This is a genomic window from Pseudomonas sp. PHC1, from assembly GCF_046487845.1.
GTDB classification, from domain to species: domain Bacteria; phylum Pseudomonadota; class Gammaproteobacteria; order Pseudomonadales; family Pseudomonadaceae; genus Aquipseudomonas; species Aquipseudomonas sputi.
The window spans coordinates 52,487-71,823 of the sequence record NZ_JBJXHJ010000024.1; the positions used below are offsets into that span (position 1 = coordinate 52,487).

Annotated in this window: 16 protein-coding genes; 5 read left to right on the plus strand and 11 right to left on the minus strand. The window is 61.4% G+C overall.

What is annotated here, in order from left to right; translation table 11 throughout:
- Positions 1-27: 27 nt before the first annotated feature.
- A complete protein-coding gene (gene xerC, locus ACKJSM_RS24240) occupies positions 28-918 on the plus strand; it encodes a tyrosine recombinase XerC (RefSeq protein WP_011334252.1) in 891 nt (296 codons plus the stop codon).
- Here xerC and ACKJSM_RS24245 read toward each other — a convergent pair whose 3' ends face one another.
- The 6 genes from ACKJSM_RS24245 to ACKJSM_RS24270 form a co-directional block, all read right to left on the minus strand.
- Entirely contained in the window at positions 919-1,971 is a 1,053-nt protein-coding gene (locus ACKJSM_RS24245; protein ID WP_410239090.1) for an ABC transporter ATP-binding protein, read from the minus strand. It lies immediately after the preceding gene.
- Entirely contained in the window at positions 1,968-3,563 is a 1,596-nt protein-coding gene (locus ACKJSM_RS24250) for an ABC transporter permease (protein WP_410239091.1), read from the minus strand. Before ACKJSM_RS24250 ends, ACKJSM_RS24245 begins: the two co-directional genes overlap by 4 nt.
- 3 nt (positions 3,564-3,566) lie before the next feature.
- Positions 3,567-4,580 (minus strand): iron ABC transporter substrate-binding protein, encoded by a 1,014-nt coding sequence (locus ACKJSM_RS24255; RefSeq protein ID WP_410239092.1) that lies wholly within the window; start codon positions 4,578-4,580, stop codon positions 3,567-3,569.
- 200 nt (positions 4,581-4,780) lie between these two features.
- Positions 4,781-6,310 (minus strand): ArnT family glycosyltransferase, encoded by a 1,530-nt coding sequence (locus tag ACKJSM_RS24260; RefSeq protein WP_410239093.1) that lies wholly within the window; start codon positions 6,308-6,310, stop codon positions 4,781-4,783.
- Positions 6,307-8,016: a lipid IV(A) 4-amino-4-deoxy-L-arabinosyltransferase gene (gene arnT, locus ACKJSM_RS24265; RefSeq protein ID WP_410239094.1), complete on the minus strand. Its 1,710-nt coding sequence runs from the start codon at positions 8,014-8,016 to the stop codon at positions 6,307-6,309. The genes ACKJSM_RS24260 and arnT overlap by 4 nt, the downstream gene beginning before the upstream one ends.
- 280 nt (positions 8,017-8,296) lie before the next feature.
- A complete protein-coding gene (locus ACKJSM_RS24270; RefSeq protein WP_410239127.1) occupies positions 8,297-8,950 on the minus strand; it encodes a histidine phosphatase family protein in 654 nt (217 codons plus the stop codon).
- 326 nt (positions 8,951-9,276) lie between these two features.
- Here ACKJSM_RS24270 and ACKJSM_RS24275 point away from each other — a divergent pair, with 326 nt between their 5' ends.
- Positions 9,277-10,590, plus strand: a complete 1,314-nt coding sequence (locus ACKJSM_RS24275) for a sensor histidine kinase (RefSeq protein WP_410239095.1) — start codon at positions 9,277-9,279, stop codon at positions 10,588-10,590.
- Here ACKJSM_RS24275 and ACKJSM_RS24280 read toward each other — a convergent pair.
- The 5 genes from ACKJSM_RS24280 to ACKJSM_RS24300 form a co-directional block, all read right to left on the minus strand.
- Positions 10,548-11,099: a membrane integrity-associated transporter subunit PqiC gene (locus ACKJSM_RS24280; RefSeq protein WP_410239096.1), complete on the minus strand. Its 552-nt coding sequence runs from the start codon at positions 11,097-11,099 to the stop codon at positions 10,548-10,550. The genes ACKJSM_RS24275 and ACKJSM_RS24280 overlap by 43 nt on opposite strands.
- 16 nt (positions 11,100-11,115) lie before the next feature.
- A complete protein-coding gene (locus ACKJSM_RS24285; RefSeq protein ID WP_410239097.1) occupies positions 11,116-12,771 on the minus strand; it encodes an intermembrane transport protein PqiB in 1,656 nt (551 codons plus the stop codon).
- 112 nt (positions 12,772-12,883) lie between these two features.
- Positions 12,884-14,185: an NAD(P)/FAD-dependent oxidoreductase gene (locus tag ACKJSM_RS24290; protein WP_410239098.1), complete on the minus strand. Its 1,302-nt coding sequence runs from the start codon at positions 14,183-14,185 to the stop codon at positions 12,884-12,886.
- A complete protein-coding gene (locus ACKJSM_RS24295) occupies positions 14,182-15,270 on the minus strand; it encodes a polyamine ABC transporter substrate-binding protein (protein ID WP_410239099.1) in 1,089 nt (362 codons plus the stop codon). Before ACKJSM_RS24295 ends, ACKJSM_RS24290 begins: the two co-directional genes overlap by 4 nt.
- Before the next feature lie 73 nt (positions 15,271-15,343).
- Complete coding sequence (locus ACKJSM_RS24300) at positions 15,344-16,702, minus strand: glutamine synthetase family protein (RefSeq protein WP_007951306.1); 1,359 nt, start codon at positions 16,700-16,702, stop codon at positions 15,344-15,346.
- A gap of 161 nt (positions 16,703-16,863) precedes the next feature.
- On the opposite strand from ACKJSM_RS24300, the gene ACKJSM_RS24305 reads away from it, so the two are divergent.
- The 3 genes from ACKJSM_RS24305 (at position 16,864) to ACKJSM_RS24315 (ending at position 19,328) form a co-directional block, all read left to right on the plus strand.
- A complete protein-coding gene (locus ACKJSM_RS24305; RefSeq protein ID WP_410239100.1) occupies positions 16,864-17,772 on the plus strand; it encodes a helix-turn-helix domain-containing protein in 909 nt (302 codons plus the stop codon).
- A gap of 99 nt (positions 17,773-17,871) precedes the next feature.
- On the plus strand, positions 17,872-18,381 hold the full coding sequence (locus ACKJSM_RS24310; RefSeq protein ID WP_108562011.1) for a sigma-70 family RNA polymerase sigma factor: 510 nt from the start codon (positions 17,872-17,874) through the stop codon (positions 18,379-18,381).
- Positions 18,381-19,328 carry a FecR domain-containing protein gene (locus ACKJSM_RS24315; RefSeq protein ID WP_410239101.1) on the plus strand — a complete coding sequence of 316 codons (948 nt, stop codon included), beginning with the start codon at positions 18,381-18,383 and terminating at the stop codon, positions 19,326-19,328. The genes ACKJSM_RS24310 and ACKJSM_RS24315 overlap by 1 nt, the downstream gene beginning before the upstream one ends.
- The last annotated feature ends 9 nt before the right edge of the window (positions 19,329-19,337 follow it).

Consider the following 19,337-nt stretch of genomic DNA (forward strand, 5'->3'; position numbering starts at 1 on the left):
TCCCCCGACCCCCTGAAAACCAACCCGATGACCGTGTATCTGGCGCGTCTGGCGCCCTCCAGCCAACTGACCATGCGTTACGTGTTGCAGGACGCTGCCGACCGTCTCGGTTTCGAAGACATGAACGTCGAAGAAATTCCCTGGCATGCGCTGCAACCGGAAGATGTGGTTGCATTAGTCGCTGCATTGCGCGCCGACAATTACGCACCGAATACTTCTTCGCTTTATGTAAACGCCATTCGCGGTGTAATGAATGAAGCCTGGCGCATGAGCCTGATCAGCCAGGAACATCTATTGAAAATGCGCTCGGTCAAAGGCATTGCCGGCACACGCCTGTCTCAGGGGCGCAATTTGAAGCGCACGCTGATTCATGAATTGATGGAAGTCTGCGCCGCTGATCCACGGCCACAAGGTTTGCGCGATGCGGCGGTGATTGCGCTGTTGTACGGCACTGGCATGCGCAAGTCGGAGTCGGTGGATCTGGATCTCAATCAGGTCGATTTCAACGAGCGCAGTCTGTGCGTGACTGCCAAGGGCAATAAACAACTGATCAAATACGCGCCAGCCTGGGCGTTCGCCAAACTCAATGCCTGGCTGGAGTTTCGTCGCTCGGAACTCAAGGAAGGCGAGAGCGACGACGCGTTTCTGTTCAACCGCATCCGCCGTGGCAGCCATATCACCCGCGAGCGCATCACCAAGCACGCGATCTATTACATCGCCCGCCAGCGCGGGACCCAGGTCGGGGTGAAGATCATGCCTCATGATTTCCGCCGTTCGTTCATCACCCGGGTGATCGAAGAGCACGACCTGTCGATCGCCCAGAAGCTCGCCCACCACAGCAATATCCAGACGACCGCCAACTATGACGTGCGCGACGACAACGAGCGGCGCCGCGCGGTGGATCGCTTCGACCTGTAGTCAGGGCGTTGCAAAGACGTGGGCCGCCCCCATAATGGACAATTGCACGGCGCTGCCGGCCGGTGGCGCGTGCATGCCGGAGCTGCGCACCAGCAGTGAGCGACCGGGGCTGGCTTGCGTGCGAAGTTCCACCGTGAGGGTGCAGACGTTGCCGCCGAAGTCCCGATCAGTGACCACCGCGTGACAGCCGTCCGGATCGGCGGGAATGTCCGAGAGTTGCAGTTGCTCGGGCCGCAACATGATCTGCGCGGCGCCGGAAAAACCATTGCTGTTGACCATCACCCGGCCCAGATCGCAATGGGCCCAACCGGCTTCGATCCGGGCGGGCATGACCACGGCTTCGCCGAGAAAATGCGCAGTTTGCTCATCGTTGGGGTAGCGGTAGAGGTCCATCGGATGGCCTGACTGCACCAGCCGACCGTCGCGCATGACCGCCAACTGATCGGCGAACGACAGCGCTTCGCCCTGATCGTGGGTCACCAGAATCGTGGTCACGCCAGCCTCTTCCAGCAGGCGCGCGACCATTTTGCGCATGGCGCCGCGCAGGCCGGTGTCGAGGGCGGAGAAGGGTTCGTCGAGCAGCATCAGGCGTGGACGTTGGGCCAGTGCCCGGGCGAGGGACACCCGCTGCTGTTGGCCGCCGGACAACTCGTGGGGCCAGCGTGTGGCCATGTCGGCGTTCAGGGCGACGTTGTCCATCAGCGCCTGAATACGTTCGGCTCTGGCGCTGCCGGTTTCTGCCAAGCCGAAACCGATGTTGTCGGCCACGGTCATGTGCGGGAACAGCGCGCCGTCCTGCGGCACGTAACCGATCTGCCGCTGATACGCGGGTACGGCGTGGGTGCGGTCGACCAGGGTCTGGCCGTTGAGCATCAGGCTGCCGGCGTCGGGGAATTCGAACCCGGCGATCATCCGCAACAGGGTGGTCTTGCCGGACCCGGACGGGCCGACGATCACCGTGCGGCTGCCGGTCGGGACGGGCAGGTTGATGGAGTCCAGCGCCGTCTGTGCGCCGAAGGATTTGCTGAGATTGATGATGTCGAGAGCGTTCATCGGCCGGCACTGCGCCTGGATTGGTGATAGAGGATGGCCGTGAGCGGCAGCGACAGCAGCACCATCAGCAGGGCGTAAGGCGCTGCGGCGGCGTAGTCGATTTCGCTGGTCATGGCCCAGAAACCGGTGGCCAGGGTGCTCGTGCCGTTGGGCGCGAGCAGCAGGGTCGCGGTCAGTTCATTGGTGATCGCCAGAAACACCAGCGCCGCGCCCGCCGCCGCACCGGGCGCCGCCAGACGCAAGGTGATCAGCCACAGGGCGCGCAACGGTGAACGGCCGAGGCTTTGTGCGATGTTTTCCAGCTCCACCGGTGCCTGTGCAAACCCGGCGCGCAGGCTGACCAGCGCCCGGGGCAGGAACATCAGCAGGTAGGCCAGCAGCACGGTAATGGTGGTCTGGTAGATCGGTCGGGCGAAATGGATCGTCACGGTGACCAGCGCCAGCGCCACGACAATCCCGGGCAATGCGCTGGTGATGTAATTGCAACCCTCAAGCAGGCGTTGCAGCTTGCCGGGCGCCCGGATCGACAGCCAGGCAATCGGAATTGCCGCGAGGCTGGTCAACAGCGCCCCGGCCACGCCGAACGACAGTGTCTGCAGCAACGCCGGCAGTAACTCATTGCCCTGCCAGACCTCGGCACCGCCAGCGATCAGCCATTTGCCGAGGGTCAGCAACGGCACGCCGAGCGCCAGCAGGCAGGTCAGGCCTTGCAGGCACAAACCCAGCGCGGCGGTGCGCCGTTGCAAGCGCACGGTGCGTTGTTCGCGAGCGCTGCCGGAACCGACGCGGGCATACCGCGCATGACCACGGGCGCCGGACTCCACCACCAGCATCGCCAGGCAACACAGCGCCAGAACGCTGGCGAGCATGTTGGCGGCGGGGCCGTTGAAGGTGGATTTGAACTGGTCGAAAATCGCCGTGGTAAAGGTATCGAAGCGGATCATCGCGTACAGGCCATATTCGGCCAGCAAATGCAGGCCGACCAGCAATGCACCGCCGCAGATCGCCAGCCGCAGTTGCGGCAACACCACCCGGAAAAATACCGCCCATGGCTTGAGGCCGAGGGATTCGGCGACGTCTTCAATCGCTGGATCGAGGCGACGTAACGTCGCCGCAATCGGCAGGTACAGGAACGGAAAATAGGCGATCACCGACACCAGCACCCCGGCCGGCAGCCCATGAATCGACGGAAACAGGCTGACCCACGCGTAGCTGTGCACGAACGCCGGCACCGCCAACGGCGCAACCGCCAGCAATGACCACAGCCGTCGCCCCGGCAGATCGGTGCGCTCGGTCAGCCAGGCCAACGTGGTGCCGAGCACGATGCAGATCGGCAGCGTGATCAGCACCAGCAGCACGGTGTTGATCAGCAGCTCGGCGACCCGAGGGCGAAAGACCAAGGCTTCGATGGTCGCCCAGCCGGTGTACCACGACACGCCGATCACAAAGCCGATCGGCACCAATGACAGCAGCGACACCGCGATGGCCAGCACGAACACCCACGGACTTCCGCGCCCATTGAGGGCGCGGGTCCGGCGTGACAAATGGGCGGAGGGCGCCGCAGCGATCCCCGCCGGCAGAGTTTCAGGCATCAATTACAGCAGTCCTGCCTGGGTCATCAGTTCGACGGCTTTCTTGCTGTCGAGCTTCGATGCATCGACTTTCGGCGCGTCCAGGTCCTTCAACGGCACCAGTTTGGGGTTGGAGGCCGAGTTCTTGCCCACTGCGTATTCAAAGGAATTGCCGGTGCGCAGGACTTCCTGGCCTTGTTTGCCGGTGATGTACTGGAGGAATTTCTGCGCGTCCTCCTGGTGTTTGCTGGAAGCCAGCACGCCGCCGCCGGAAATGCTCACGAACGCCCCCGGATCCTGATGCTTGAAGTAGTGCAGGGCAGTGTTCTTGCTGTTTTCGCCGGTCTTGGCCTGATCGACGAACGCGTAATAGTGATAGATCACGCCGCTGTCGACTTGCCCGGCATTCACCGCTTTGAGCACCGAACTGTTGCCCCGGTAGGCGGTGAAATTGGCTTTCATGCCCTTGAGCCATTCGAGGGTGGCGGCTTCGCCTTTCTGTTCCAGCACGGCGGCGACGATGGCCTGGAAATCCGCACCGGCAGGCGACGCGGCCCAGCGACCTTTCCAGGCCGGGCTCGCGAGGTCCATCAGGGATTTGGGCAGGTCTTTTTCCGCCAGTTTCGTCGGGTTGTAGACGAACACCGTCGAGCGCGCGGCGATGCCGACCCACTGACCGTGGGCCGGTCGATAAGCCGCATCGACTTGCTGAAGGGTTGCCGGAGCCACCGGCGCGAACAGCTTGGCGTTGTCCACCAGCACCATGGCCGGGGAGTTTTCCGTCAGGAACACATCCGCCGGCGACGCCGCACCTTCCTGCACGATCTGATTGCCCATTTCCGTGTCGTCGCCGTTGCGCACGGTGACCGGGATCCCGGTTTCCTCGGTGAAGCCGGCGACCCAGGCCTTGGTCAGGGTTTCGTGCTGGGCGTTGTAGACCACAAGGCCGACGGAGTCGGCGGCAAAGGTCTGCCCGGCAGCGAGCAGCGCAGTCGCCAGCGCGGCCTGTTTCAGAAAGGACGGAAGGGATGGACTCATGGCGGGGGCAGCTCCTGTTTTTAGACGTTATGGGCAAGCATTCGCGGGAGTTTCAATGCGAATGATTTGCATATGTTGGCTGGCTGGCAATGTAGAGAGGCAAATGAGAAAAAAACGTCAAAACAACCGTTAATACATGTCATTGCCATTCAGGTTAGCAGTCACTTGGCGGGGACGCCGGGCGAACCCGGCGCCGTCTTTCAGGAGCCTTGGGGGAGGTAGGCCACGCTTTGATCCTCGCGGCCGTGAAACAGCTGTTCGCCGCGGGTGGGCGTGGTGGTAATGACCTGATGGTCGCGGCTGAGGTGATTCAGCGGTATGGGATCGCCGGTGCGGTACTGGGCGACAAAGATTGTCCGTTGCGGATCCCAGTGCTGACCGCTGGTGCGTTCCAGCCAGGCGAACATGGCTGCGGTATCGCCGTCGCGCGGGAAATCCCGGCTCTGCGGCACGTAGTAGAACGGCGCACCGCCGGTCTGCAGATACATCGGCACTTTATTGTCGACCTCGACCATGACCAGATGCCATTGGCTCAACGGTGCGCGTTGGCAGGCTTGCAGACGCACGGTTTCGCCGAAACGGATTGCGCCGCCTCCGCTGTTGGTCCACGGGTAAAGCACACCGAGTATGCCGAGCAGCAGGACAGTGGCCACGCCGAAACCGATTTTCAGGCCACGCCCGCCGAACGGGCCTTCGGCATTTCGAGCCGCCAGGCGCCGGGTAATCCACCACGCCCCGAGCAGTTGCGCGAACGGCACCAGTGGCAGCACGTAATAACTGCGCCGGCTGCCGCTGGCCGTGAAGAACAGCATTAATAACCCCAGGCCCTGAATCAGCCAGCGGGTGTCCGGTTCGATGCGTTTCCAGTTCCGCACCGCGACCCACAAGGCAATGATCCAGCACGGCGCCCAGGGCAAGGTATAAATCGGCAGGTACAGCAAATAGGTGTAGATCGGGCCGATGTTGTCGAATGGCTGGAAAAACCGCACGACGTTTTCCCGCAAGACCAGCCCGAGGCCGCTTTCCCCGTAATTTGGCGCGCCGTAGAGGTGGGACAGCAGGAACGGCGTCATGTAGAACGCCCCGGCAATCACCAGCGCGGCGATTAGTCTCAGATTGAGATGACGCTTCCAGCGGCCTTCATGCAACAGGTGCGGCAGCAGCACCAGCCCCGGCAGGATAAAGCCGATCAGCCCCTTGAACAGTGAGGTCAGGGCCAGCAAACCGCAGAACACCACGTAGCGCGAAAACCGGGTGTCTTCAGGACCGCGCCAATACCACCAGACCGCTGCCAGCACCCCGCACACGGTCAGAATGTCGGCCGTGGCGACCCGCGCCCAGAACACGAAATAGAAGGTGGTCGCCAGCATCCAGCCGGCGATCAGGCCCGTGCCCTTGCGAAACCGCTGCTCGCCCAGTTGATACACCAGCCACACGCTCAACCATGCGGACACCACCGAAGACAGGCGCAGCGACCAGTGATCGAGACTGCCGGTCAGCCAGGCGGTCGCGGTGATCAGCCAGTACGACAAAAGCGGCTTGTCGTAGTAGGGATCACCCTTGAGGTACGGGTCGAAGTAATCACCGCTTTGCAGCATCTGCAACGCGATGTTCGCCCAGCGGGTTTCCGCGCCCCACAGTTCGCGACTGCCCAGGCCGAGCAGCAACATCAGGGCGCTGGCCGCCAGCAGGAGCAACAGGGCGGCGCGGTCGTTGTTGCGCACCGTCATGGCTGTTTCTGCGCAAAGATGAAAATGTGCAGATTGCCGCGCCGATAATGCCTGCCGTCCACGGGCAGCAATTCGACTTCCTGTTCTTCCTGCGTACTGTTGACGCGCAAGACCACGCCGACGGCGCCTTTTTTCCGCGCGTCGGTCATCCACTGGCCGACGCTGTCCAGGGTGACTTTGCGCGCCGCCATGGCCGGGTCTTCGAGGCCGTACTTCAGTTCGCCAATGGTGTTGAACAGATCCACTTGCGGGCGTTTCAAGCGCCACGCCAGTGCCGAGGCCGCGCCCAGGTCGTTGCTCAGCAGGGACGCGGTTTCACTCAGTTCCCGTTGATGCTCGGCAATGAACTGGTCGGGCATCTTGCTGTTGACGATCTGCGCCGGCATGCCGGCGGGCAGCAACGCCACGAGCAGGCCGATGCCCAGCGCCGGCATTGCCCACAATGTCAGTGGCTGCAGCACTTGCAAGGCGTTGGCGATGATCCAGCCCACCACCACGATATAAGCCAGCGACAGGCTGAACATCTCGGTGTTTTCGTAGATTTCCTTCGTGGCCTGAAGATAGAGCAGGGCCACCAGCGCAACACTGGCAAGTACTGTGTTGAACACACCGTTCAGGCGCAGGATCCGGCCGCTGCGTTGATCCAGCCACTGGACCACGGTCTGCCCCATCAACAGCGCGACGGGCAGCAGGCACGGCATGATGTACGTAGGAAGTTTGCCGCTGCTCAGACTGAAAAAGGCCAGTGGCAGCAGGAACCACAGTGCCAGGTAAGCGGTTTTTGCCTCACGCTTTTCGCGCCACATGCGCAGTAAGGTCGAAGGCAGAAGCAGCGCCCACGGCAGGGTCGAGGCAAACAGCAACGGCAGGTAGAACCACCACGGGCGGGCATGTTGCGCGTCGTCACCGGCGGCAAAACGACGGATGTGTTCATGCCAGAAGAAGAACCGCCAGAAGTCCGGTTCTCGGTAATGGACTGCCAAGACCCACGGCAGGCTGACGAGAGCGCAGACCACCACGGCGAGCAGTCCGTAACGCACCAGCTCACCGAACCGCCGTTGCCAGACCATGTAGGGCAGGGCGATCAGCACCGGCAACAGCAGGGCCAGGAACCCTTTGGTCATCAGCCCCATGCCGCAAGCGACACCGAGCAGCGCCCAGCCACCCAGGCGAGCGCGGGGCGTGCGGCTGTCGATGGCAAACCACACAGCCACCATGCTCAGGTTGACCCACAAGGTGAATTGCGGATCGAGATTGGCATAGCCGGCCTGACCGGCAATCAGCCCGAAACTCATGTACAGCAGGGCGCTCGCGGCGTTGATGCGCGGGTTGTTCCAGAGTCGACGGGCCAGCAGGTAGGTCAGCCAGACACTCACGCCGGTACTCAGTGCCGAAGTAATGCGCACGCCGAACAGGTTGTCACCGAAAATCGCCTGGCCGATGGCAATCATCCAGTAGCCGGCAATCGGTTTCTCGAAGTAACGGATGCCCATGAAGTGCGGTGCTACCCAATTGCCACTCAGCAGCATTTCCTGGCTGATCTGGCCGTAGCGGGTTTCATCGGGGATCCACAGGCCGTGGCTCATCAACGGCAGCAGGTAGAACACCACGAACGCCAGAATCAGGCCGGGGATGGCCCAGCGTTCGACTGTTGTTGTCGGGGGGAAGAGGGCAGTGTGTCGCAGCGGGTTGTTTTCAGACGTCATTACAAAGCCTTGGTACCGTACGAAGTTCTGATGTCGATGACCTGCCCTGCGTGTTCCTGAGCGGACGAGTCATCGTGTTGAATGAATGCAGGTGTCGGGGCAGTTCCTGTATCCAGAGAACTGACGTACCTCCGGGCCGAAGTTCTCGCGATATAGCCAAGTCTAAAAAAACCAGCTGTCCAGTAAGTCGGAAGGCAGATACATCTCTCATTACAATTTAATGAAGTGTGCTTTGTTTAATTGAAAACAGCTCGGAACTGTCAATTAGCTGTCCAAGGCGTTAATCACTATTGAGTTGAGACCAGGCCTCGGCATTCAGAATGCCCAGCACTTCAAGTTGCCCCTTGGCATCAACGCGAACAAACAGCGTGCTTCCATAATCAGCGGCGATCGCGTGGGGGAAACCGGTCTGTTTTTCAAAATCGCTGATGCAGCCGCTGTGGGTGACCAGCACCAGATTGCGCTGTGCAACTTTGTGCGCCACCACCTCGTTACGCAGCGACGAACCGCAGGATTCAAGCCAGGACTGGGCAGTAGCGTCCTGTCCGAACATGGCACGCGCCGTTTGCACGGTCCGGGTCAGCGGGCTGGTGAACACCTGTGCCTGCTGCATGCCCAGGCTCGTGAAACCCTTGCCCACCCGTGCAGCCGAATTGTTGCCGACCTGAGTGATACCGTCTTCCGGGCCCAGACAAAGATGGTCAGAGCGGTCACAACGTTCGGCATGACGCACCAGTGCAACGACTTCGCCCGCCTGCCAGGCCCTTGCCCAATCCGCTCTTGAGGCCTTTCCCGCGTGGCCCAGATCAATGGGTGAGCGGGTCACCCAGACGAAGCCGCTGACCAGTGCAAACGCTACCACTACACCGATGACCGTCAGCAGTTTTCCAAGTCGCAATATTCGACGTTGTTTATAGACTGCCGTTAATTGCATCTGTCGCTCCACGCCATGCCCCTTAACTTCGCAGGCGCAACTGGCCCGCGATTTAATCAACTTTATGGTTGCGTACTTGAATGCTGGCTGAATGTTGGGGCTATTCACGTCGGGCCGCAGTGAAGAACATGTGAAAAATTTGCGGGCGTTGAAAGTGTGCAATTAATCAAGTTTCTGATAACCAGACTCAAATACGCTTTTTTTACCGGGCTGGCTTAACAACTGTTGCTGTTTGAGGTGAAGCTGAATCCGTTCGGTCCATCTATTGAGTACACACCTGATGTTGACCGCTGAGTCTGATAACAGAGGTGGAGTCCTCCAGCCGAATGGATTTCAAGCAAAGCCTGACGAAACGGATCGTCATCGTATTCGCCTCGATGAGTGCGCTGGTGGCCGGCGTATTTGCGCTGGGAATCGTTGCCACCGTGCATGTGGTGGAACACAAGTTGACGGCCACGACCTTGATGGGCGGACTGCATCGTCTGCTGGCAATGGATGACATCAGTCGCTGGAGCCATCGACCGGAAAAGAGCGAGCTGTTTTTCTTCGAAGGCGGACCTGGCGCCATGGCGCTCGTCCCGTCACTGGCGGCTCTGTCGCCGGGGTTTCAGGAGGTCATGTTCGAAGGCGATGGCTTTTTCGCCATGGTCGAAATGGTGGGCGGACGCAAGTACGTGCTGTTGCGTGACCAGGAAAGTCTCGAACAGCGAGAGCGTCTGTTGTTCATCGTGGTCGCGGTGGGTTTCATCCTGAGCATTCTGCTAGCAATTATGCTCGGTCGATTGCTGGCGCGACGGGTGATGGCCCCGGTCATTCGCCTGGCGCGCCAGGTTCGTCACCGCGATCAGTTACTGGTACTCGCGCCACCCCTGCATCCAGACTACGCGGCGGACGAGGTCGGCGAACTGGCACTCTCGTTCGATCAGACACTGGGCCGGCTGCGCGACACGCTGAGCCGCGAAAAACTCTTCACCAGCGACGTGAGTCATGAACTTCGCACACCGTTGATGGTGCTCGGCGGAGCCTGCGAGTTGCTGCTCGCCAATCCGTCGCTCGATACCCGCTCGGGCGCGCAGGTCAACCGCATCGCACGGGCCAGTCATGAAATGCGTCAGTTGGTGGATACCTTCCTGATGCTCGCCCGCGCCCAGGAAGATACCGGTGGCGACATTTGCGTTTCCCTCGGGGAGGTTGCACGCGTTCAGGCGGAGATCTGGGGGCGGCTGATCCGCGAAAAAGGGCTGGAATTTTTCTGCGACATCAACCCGGCCGGCACGGCTCGTTACAACCAGACCTTCCTGCAGTCAGTGATGGGCAACCTGCTGCGAAATGCCTGGCATTACACCGATCGGGGTTTTGTCAGGCTTAGCGTCGGGGAAAACGGATTTGTGGTCGAAGACAGCGGCATCGGCATTCCGGAGGAACAGCGACAAGCCATGTTCCAACCGTTCGTGCGCGGCGACGAGCGTCGAGGCGAGGGGCTTGGGCTGGGGTTGTCACTGGTGCAGCGCATCTGTAACCGGGAGCACTGGCAGGTCCGGCTCACCACGCGTGAGCCCAACGGTTGTCGTTTTACCGTCTCGCTGAGCCCGGTCCCTCAAGAGGACGGTGGGCAGCCGCGCGAAGTGCCCGCTGCCTGACTGATCAACGCAGCCAGGCGCTTGACGTTGTTCTGCTGGGCCACCACCAGATCGTCGATGGTCGGCCCGGACGGGGTCTGTAGCAGCGACCGGCAGGCGATCAGGGCATCGTCCCCGGCGTTGGCCTGGCGCAGGCGCCATTTGACGTCGATCAGCCCGTATTGCCCGGGTATCGAATCGAAACGTTGCACATCAATGCGCACGGAGGTTTTGCGCGGGCCGCCGGCATTACTGAGCTGATCCACCAGCGCGCTGCGCAACTCATCGCTGAGGCTGGCGCCCCACCATTCGGTCTCCAGGATCGCCAGGCCGCTGTTGCCCTGGCGGATGACGATCTGCGGCCGGTCGACCTGCGGCGGCACGCTGATGCCTTCGAGGGTGATTTCCGAACCGGCGCGGCCGGCCATCGGTTGCGTTGGCGTCAGGGTATGAAAGTTGATCGGGGCGCTGCTGCAAGCGCCCAGCAGCAGGCCGATGGCGAGCACGGTGAACTTCAGCGGTAAAGCCATGGGACAGCTCCTGTGCTCAGTTGCGCGGCGGCCCTTTGAGGTCCAGCGGCGCGGCGTTGTCGGGGCGGCCGCGAATCAACGATTCCGGATGACGGCCCAGATAATCGGACAGCTCACGCAGCGAACGCGACATGCGCCCGAGTTCGTCGAGGGTCTGGGACAGTTGTTCGCGTTGCGGCGAATCCTCGGCCAGGGTTGAACTGGCCGATTGCAGGGTCTTGCTCACGTCGGCGAGGGTGTTTTGCACGCCGGGCAGGGTCTTGGCGTTGAACTGGGTGAGGCCTTTGCGCAATTCCACGAGGTTGCTGTCGAGGTTACCGGCAATCCGTTCCACCGGCAGCTTGTTGAGCTTGTCGATCATTGCTTCGAGTTTTTCCTGCAACTGTTCGAGGCTGCCGGGGACGGTCGGAACGCTGATCGGGCGTGCAGTCGGGTCAAACGCGACCTTTTCGGCTTTGGGGAAGAAATCCAGCGCGATGTACAACTGGCCGGTCAGCAGATTGCCGCTGCGGGCCTGGGCACGCAGACCGTTGTCGATAAAGGTGCCGATCAGGCGCACGGCAGCGGCTTCATCGTCCGGATTGTGGTCGAGTACCTTGAGCATCTTGATGTGGGCCTGGCCGAGGCGCTGCGGGTAGATCACGATGCCGACGTTGAGCGGGAAGCTGCGTTTCTTCGCGTCGAAATCCAGGTTGACACTGACCACCCGGCCGATCTCGATGCCGAGGAATTCCACTGGAGCCCCGACTTTCAGACCACGCAGGGCCTGATCGAAACGCAGGGTCAGGTACTGCGCTTTGCCATTGGGCGGGGCGAGGGCGGTTTGCTGGTCGTCGAACAGGTCGTAAGTCCTTTCTTCAGCGGCGGCAACGTCGTTGGGGCTGTACTCCGGCGCGCGAAACGCGATGCCGCCTACCAGCAAGGTCGACAACGATTCGGTTTTCACTGCAAAGCCGTTGGCACCGACGTTGACATCAATCCCGCTGGCGTTCCAGAACCGGGTGTTTTCCGTGACGTAGGCATCGTTCGGCGCGTGGATGAACACCTCGATGTTCACCCCTTTGCCATCGGCGTCCAGCGCGTAGGCCACCACCTGGCCGACCGGGATCTTGCGGTAATAGACCGGCGAGCCAATGTCCAGCGAGCCGAGATCCGAAGCGTGCAGATTGAAGCGTTTGCCCGGTTCGCCATAGGTAATTGGCGGCGGGTTCTCCAGGCCTTTGAAGTGCTTCGAACGCGAGTTGGACTGACCGATGTCGGCGCCGATGTAGTCACCGGACAGCAATGTGTCGATGCCCGAGACGCCGCCCGCACCAATGCGTGGGCGCACGACCCAGAACTGCGAGTCTTCGCGGGTGAAGGTCTCGGCCTGCTTGGCCAGTTTGATCGTGGCGTTGACGCTTTTCTGGTCGTCGCTCAGTTCGACGTCCGTGACTTGGCCGATCACCACGTTGCGGTATTTGACTTCGGTCTTGTTGGCGGTCAGGCCGCTGCCGGTCTTGAAGGTGACGGTGATGGTGGGGCCTTCCTGCATCAGGTTGTGCACCACCAGCGAGAGGCCTACGAGAACCGCGACGATCGGTACGATCCACACCAGCGAAATGCTGAAACGCCGGGTCTTGACCGGTGCCTGGCCGGGCGCTCGCGGTTGATCGACAGCTGACGACTCCATCCATGACCTCCAGGGTGTGTGGGCACTGAGCGTCAGGAACGCAAAAGCACTTCCTCAATATAGAAGTGCTTCGCGATTGAGCAAATGTGCAAAACGCTTTAGCCCGTCGGCATCATCCCAGCAGTTCTCGCAGGCGATACCAGAACATGCCCAGTGCCAGCAGGGGCGAGCGCAGCGCCGGGCCGCCGGGGAAGGTCATGTGCGGCACGCCGCTGAACACGTCCATGCCCTGACTGTGGCCGGCGTGAATCGCTTCGCCCAGCAGCCTGGCGCACCAGTGGGTGACGTTGAGGCCGTGACCAGAATAGCCCTGGGCGTAGAACACGTTCGGGTGCTGCTTGAGTCGGCCGACCTGCGGGAAACGGTTGGCCGTGATGCCGATCTTGCCGCCCCACTGATAGTCGATGCGCACATCCGCCAGTTGCGGGAATACCTTGAGCATCTTCGGTCGCATGTACGCGGCGATGTCCGCCGGGTCCCGTCCTGAATAATGGCAGGCGCCGCCGAACAGCAAGCGCCGGTCCGCCGAGAGCCGGTAGTAATCGAGGCCGACTTTCTGGTCGCACAGCGCCAGATTCAGCGGGATCAATTCGGCGGCGCGTTCCGCCGACAGCGGTTCAGTGGCGATGATATAGCTGCCGGCGGGCAGGACCTTGCCGCTGAGTTGCTGTTCGAGTTCGTCCAGGTGCGCGTTGCAGCCAAGCACCAGACTGCCGGCGCGCACCGTGCCGGCCTTGGTGCGCACTTGAGCGGTCGGGCCGTGGAGGATTTCCAGCACCGGGCTCTGTTCGAAAATCCGCACCCCGAGTGAGGCTGCCAGCCGTGCTTCGCCCTGCACCAGATCCAGCGGGTGCAGATGCCCCGAGCCCATGTCGATCAGGCCGCCCTTGTAGACACCTGCGTTCACCACCTGCCGGCGGATGTCTTCGGGGGCAACCAGCCGCGTTTCATGGCGGTAGCCCAGTTGCGCCAGGCTGTCCTGCTCGGCCTTGAAGGCGTCGAACTGCGCTGGCGTGTTGGCCAGTTCGCAAAAGCCCCAGCGCAGGTCGCACTCGATGCCATTGTCGGTGATGCGCTGGCGCACCAGCTCCACCGAATCGATCCCGGCGCGGTTCAGGTAGCGCACGCCTTCAGTGCCGACATGCCGTGAGAAACCTTCCACGTCATGGCCGATCCCGCGAATCAACTGCCCGCCATTGCGCCCGCTGGCGCCCCAGCCGATGCGCCGGGCTTCAAGCAGAATCACCGAAAGCCCGCGCTGCGCCAGTTCGATTGCCGTGTTGACGCCGGTGAAACCGCCGCCGATCACGCAGACGTCGGCGATCAGATCACCCGTCAGCTCCGGATAGGGGGTGCTGGCCCGGGCCGACGCGGCGTAATAGGAGTGGGCGTGTTCCTGGGTGTACTGATTCATTTGTTCGACTTCACTTTGCTCCAGGACCGGGTCATCAGACGCATGATCGACTGGGGCGGGGTAGAGGAGATGTAGAGCTTGTCGAGGACTTCCTGGGGTGGGTAGACCTCGGGATTGTTGACCAGCTCGGGATCCATGTATTGCTTGGCCGCCGGGTTCGGGTTGGCGTAGCCGACCGAGGCGCTGACCTTGGCGATCACTTGCGGATCAAGCAGGTAATTGATGAAGGCGTGGGCTTCCCGGGTGTTGCCGGCATCGGCGGGAATCGCCAGCAGGTCGAACCACAGGTTCGCGCCTTCCTTGGGAATCGAGTACGCGATGTTCACGCCGTTCTTGGCTTCCTTGGCGCGGTTGGCGGCCTGGAACACGTCGCCGGAATAACCGAAGGCCACGCAGATGTCGCCGTTGGCCAGGTCGGACACGTACTTCGAGGAGTGGAAATAGGTGATGTACGGCCGGATGCTCAGCAGTTTCTCTTCGGCCTTCTTGTAGTCTTCGGGTTTCTCGCTGCGCGGGTCCATGCCCATGTAGTTGAGGATCGCCGGGAACACTTCATCGGCCGAGTCCATCATCGACACACCGCACTGGCTGAGTTTCTTCAGGTTCTCCGGTTCGAACAGCACGGCCCAGGAGTCGATGTGATCGATGCCCAGCACCTGCTTGACCTTGTCGACGTTGTAGCCGATGCCGTTGGTGCCCCACAGGTACGGCACTGAGTGCTCGTTGCCCGGATCGTTTTTCTCAAGCAGGGCCAGCAGTTTCGGGTCGAGGTTTTTCCAGTTCGGCAGTTGCGAGCGGTCCAGTTTGAGGAACGCGCCGGCCTTTACCTGACGGGCGAGGAAGTGGTTGGACGGCACCACCACGTCATACCCGGTGCGCCCGGCAAGCAGTTTGCCTTCGAGGGTTTCATTGGAGTCGAAAACGTCGTAGATCACCTTGATCCCGCTGGAGGACTGGAAGTCGGCGAGGGTGGTTTCGCCGATGTAATCGGTCCAGTTGTAGACGCTGACCTGGGGTTGGGCGAGGGCACCGGCACTGCACGCCAGGGCCAGAGCGGCGGGAATCAGGGATTTCAACAGACGCATATCGACACCTCTTCGATTGATCTTCCCACGCGGAGCGTGGGAACGATCGTTGGGTTGGTTGTTTTTGTTTGGGTTAAACGCTCAGCAACAGGAACTCCCGCTCCCATGAACTGATCACGCGCTTGAAGTTTTCATGTTCGGCGCGTTTCACCGCGACGTAGCCGCGCACGAACTTGCTGCCCAGGTATTGCGCGACGGTGTCGCACTCTTCCATTTGGGTAAGGGCTTCTTCGATGGTGATCGGCAGGCGCAGGTTGCGCCGCTCGTATGCCCGGCCTTCGACAGCGGCGCTCGGTTCGATGCCTTCGACCATGCCGATGTAGCCGCACAGCAGGCTCGCTGCGATGGCCAGGTAAGGGTTGGCGTCGGCGCCCGGCAGACGGTTTTCAACCCGCATCGCCTCGGGCCCGGAGGTCGGTACACGCAGGCCGACGGTGCGGTTTTCTTCGCCCCATTCGACGTTGACCGGTGCCGAGGTGTCCGGCAGGAAGCGGCGGAACGAGTTCACGTTCGGCGCGAACATCGGCAGCACTTTCGGGATGTACTTCTGCAGGCCGCCGATGTGATGGCGGAACAGGTCGCTCATGCTGCCATCGGCGTTGGCGAAAATCGGTTGGCCGCTGGCGATCTCGACCACGCTCTGGTGCAGGTGCATGGCACTGCCGGGCTCATCGCCGATCGGCTTGGCCATGAAGGTTGCGGTGACGTTGTGCTTGAGCGCCGCTTCACGCAGGGTGCGTTTGAACACGGTGATCTGGTCGGCCAGATCCAGTGCATCGCCGTGGCGGAAGTTGATTTCCATCTGTGCCGGGCCGTCTTCGTGGATCAGCGTGTCCAGATCCAGACCTTGCAGTTCGCACCAGTCGTAGACATCTTCGAACAGCGGATCGAATTCGTTGGCCGCGTCGATGGAGAACGACTGACGACCGCTTTCGGCGCGACCGGAGCGCCCCAGCGGTGCCTTCAATGGCAAGTCCGGGTCTTCGCAGCGCTGGGTCAGGTAGAACTCCATTTCCGGCGCCACGATCGGCTTCCAGCCTTTGTCGGTGTACAGCTGCAGGACTTTCTTCAACACGTTGCGCGGCGACAGTTCGATCGGGTTGCCGAACTTGTCGAAGGTGTCGTGGATCACGATGGCCGTGGGCTCGATGGCCCACGGGATCACGTACACCGCGTCGCTCACCGGTTTGCAGACCATGTCGATGTCGGCCGGGTCGAGCAGGTCGTAGTAGATGTCGTCGTCGACAAAATCCCCGGTTACCGTTTGCAGCAGCACACTTTCCGGCAGGCGCATGCCTCGCTCATGCAGGAACTTGTTGGTCGGTGCGATCTTGCCGCGGGCGATGCCGGTCAGGTCGCTGACCACGCATTCCACTTCGGTAATCTTGTGATCTTTCAGCCATGTGAACAGCTGATCGAAAGGGGCATTCATAAAGACCTCGTCGTTGGTTTTGTTGACGCGGGGGAACGCGATTTCATCTTTCGCAGGCTTCCCCTGTGGCGCGTTGACGACTATCTTGGGCGGGCCTTGTTGTTCCATCTATCCACTTTCAGCAGCACCAAAGCGCACCAAAAGAGTGCGCAAGGTCTCCCATGACAACGTGTAATCCGCTACAGGTTCAAGCGTTCAACACCGCCGATGTCAGCGAACAGATCCGCGCCACGCCGGGTTGGGTTCAGCATTACCAGCAGATGTCGCCGGGGCATTTCGCCGGGCAGATCCGCTATCTGGATTTGCAGGGTGTCGAGGTTTACGAAGAACAGATGAACACCCGGGTCGAGCAGAATTTCAGCGCGCCGCAAGGGGCGCTGGCGTTCTGTTTCGATCGCAGCGACAACGCGCTCTATCTGCTCAATGAAGAAAGCCGCAACATCTGGATCACCCCGGAGAACTACCAGGAAATCGCCGTGGTGTTCGGCCCGGATTTCGTCCAGCGCAATGGCCTGGACGTGGCCAGGCTGGAAGGTCTGTTCATGGCGCCGCTCAATGGCGCGCAGAATGGATTGTTCAGCCGCTGGTTAAGCTCCACTCTCACGAAGTTATCGCAAACCCTTGATCAGCCAAGCAAAGAAGCGCTGACCCAGCAGTTGCTGGAGGACTGCCTGTTCATCCTCGACAACGCGAGCGTGTGCCTGGACGGCGGTGGCTTGCAGCGGCGCGCCGAAGAGCGAATCACCCTCAAACGTGTGGGCGAGTGGGCAGCGGATTCGCCGGAAGAAACCCTCAATCTGCTCGAGTTAGCGCGGGTCGCCGGGGTTTCCCTGCGCCAGTTGCAGCAGACCTTCAAGGCCTATACGGGGATGTCGCCGAGCCACTGGCTACGGTTGCGCAGGCTCAACAGTGCGCGGCGTGAATTGCTCAAGCGTTCGCCTGCAGAGACCACCGTGGCGGAAGTGGCGATGAACTGGTCGTTCTGGCATTTGGGACGTTTTTCAAGCAGTTATCGAGCGTTGTTCAAGGAGTTGCCGAGCGAGACGTTGAAGCGCTCGTCGGCCCCCTGACAGGTGCATGCTTGAAATCGCCGGAAAAGAACGTGGTTTCACTTCATCATATTAATTAGAATCACTCTCATTTGTATCCTTCAGGCAGGATCTGTTGAGATGATTGAAGCGGCCAAGCCACCGGAACACAGCCTGCACGACCTGTATCGCGATCATCGAGGCTGGCTGGAAAACTGGCTGCGCCGACGCATGGGCAATGCGTGGGATGCCGCTGACCTGAGTCAGGATACGTTTCTGCGGGTGCTCGGCAGTTCGCAAGCGCTCGTCGATATGCGTGAGCCCCGCGCCTATCTGCTGACGGTCGGCAAGCGCCTGCTGAGCAATTTCTACACCCGGCGCAGCCTCGAGCAGGCCTATCTGAATGCTCTGGCACAGCTCCCTGAAGACTGCGTGCCGTCCCCGGAGCAGCGCTGGATTCTGCTGGAAACCCTACAGGCGCTCGATGAATTGCTCGATGGTCTGCCGCGCGCCGTACGCCGGGCATTTCTGTGGAGTCAGCTCGAAGGCCTGGGCTACCGCGAAATTGCCGAACGCCTGCAAGTGTCCGAACGCACCGTCAAGCGCTACATGGCCCAGGCTTACGAACACTGTCTGCTGGTGGACATGTAATGCGCACGGCACCGTCGAGCGAGGCCCGCGAGGTCGCACGGGCCGCTGCACACTGGCTGGCGTTGTTTGAATCCGGCGAGGCGACGGACGCCGATCACGCCCGATTGCAAACGTGGCGTAACAGTCACAGCAGTCACGAAAACGCCTGGCAAAAAGCCCAACTGTTGCGTCAACGCTTCTGCGAACTGCCCCCGGCGCTGGCGATGGCCACCCTGGACCGACCAGACCCCGCACGGCGTGCAGCGCTCAAACGCATGCTCGGTGTTGCCGCACTGGCGCCAGCGGCCTGGCTGATCGGTCGTCAATTGCCGCTGGATGTCTGGCGCGCCGATTTGCACACCGGTACTGGTGAACGCAAAAAATGGCCGCTGGCCGATGGCAGCTCGCTGCAGCTCAATACCGACAGTGCGCTGAACGTCGATCTCGCGGCCCGTCAGTTAACCCTGGTGCGCGGTGAAATGGCGCTCAGGGTGTCGGGCAGCGCGCCATTGGCGATCCGCTCGCCATATGGTCGGATCACGGTCAGCGGCAGTGAAGTCTGCGTGCGGCTCGACGAGCGCACTTGTCAGGTTGCGGTGGTCAGCGGGGCTGTGCAGCTGCAACCCCTGCAAGGGCCGGGATTGACCTTGCATGCGGGGCAACGGATCAGCCTGCAAGCCAGTGGTGCTGGCCCGATTGGCACGTTCGACGCCATGCTGCCGGACTGGCGCAGCGGTGTTCTGATGGCGCAAAACCAGCCGCTTGGGGATTTTCTGCGTGAGCTGGGCCGGTATCGATCCGGATTGCTGCGCTGGGATCCGGCGCTGGAAACCCTGCGTGTCACTGGCAGTTTCCGTCTCGACAACACCGATCGCGTGTTGGCCCTGCTGGCCGCGAGCTTGCCGCTGGACGTGCAATCTCGTACGCGTTACTGGGTCACTTTGGTGCCACGGAAAAATATCGGTTGAAGCCTGTCC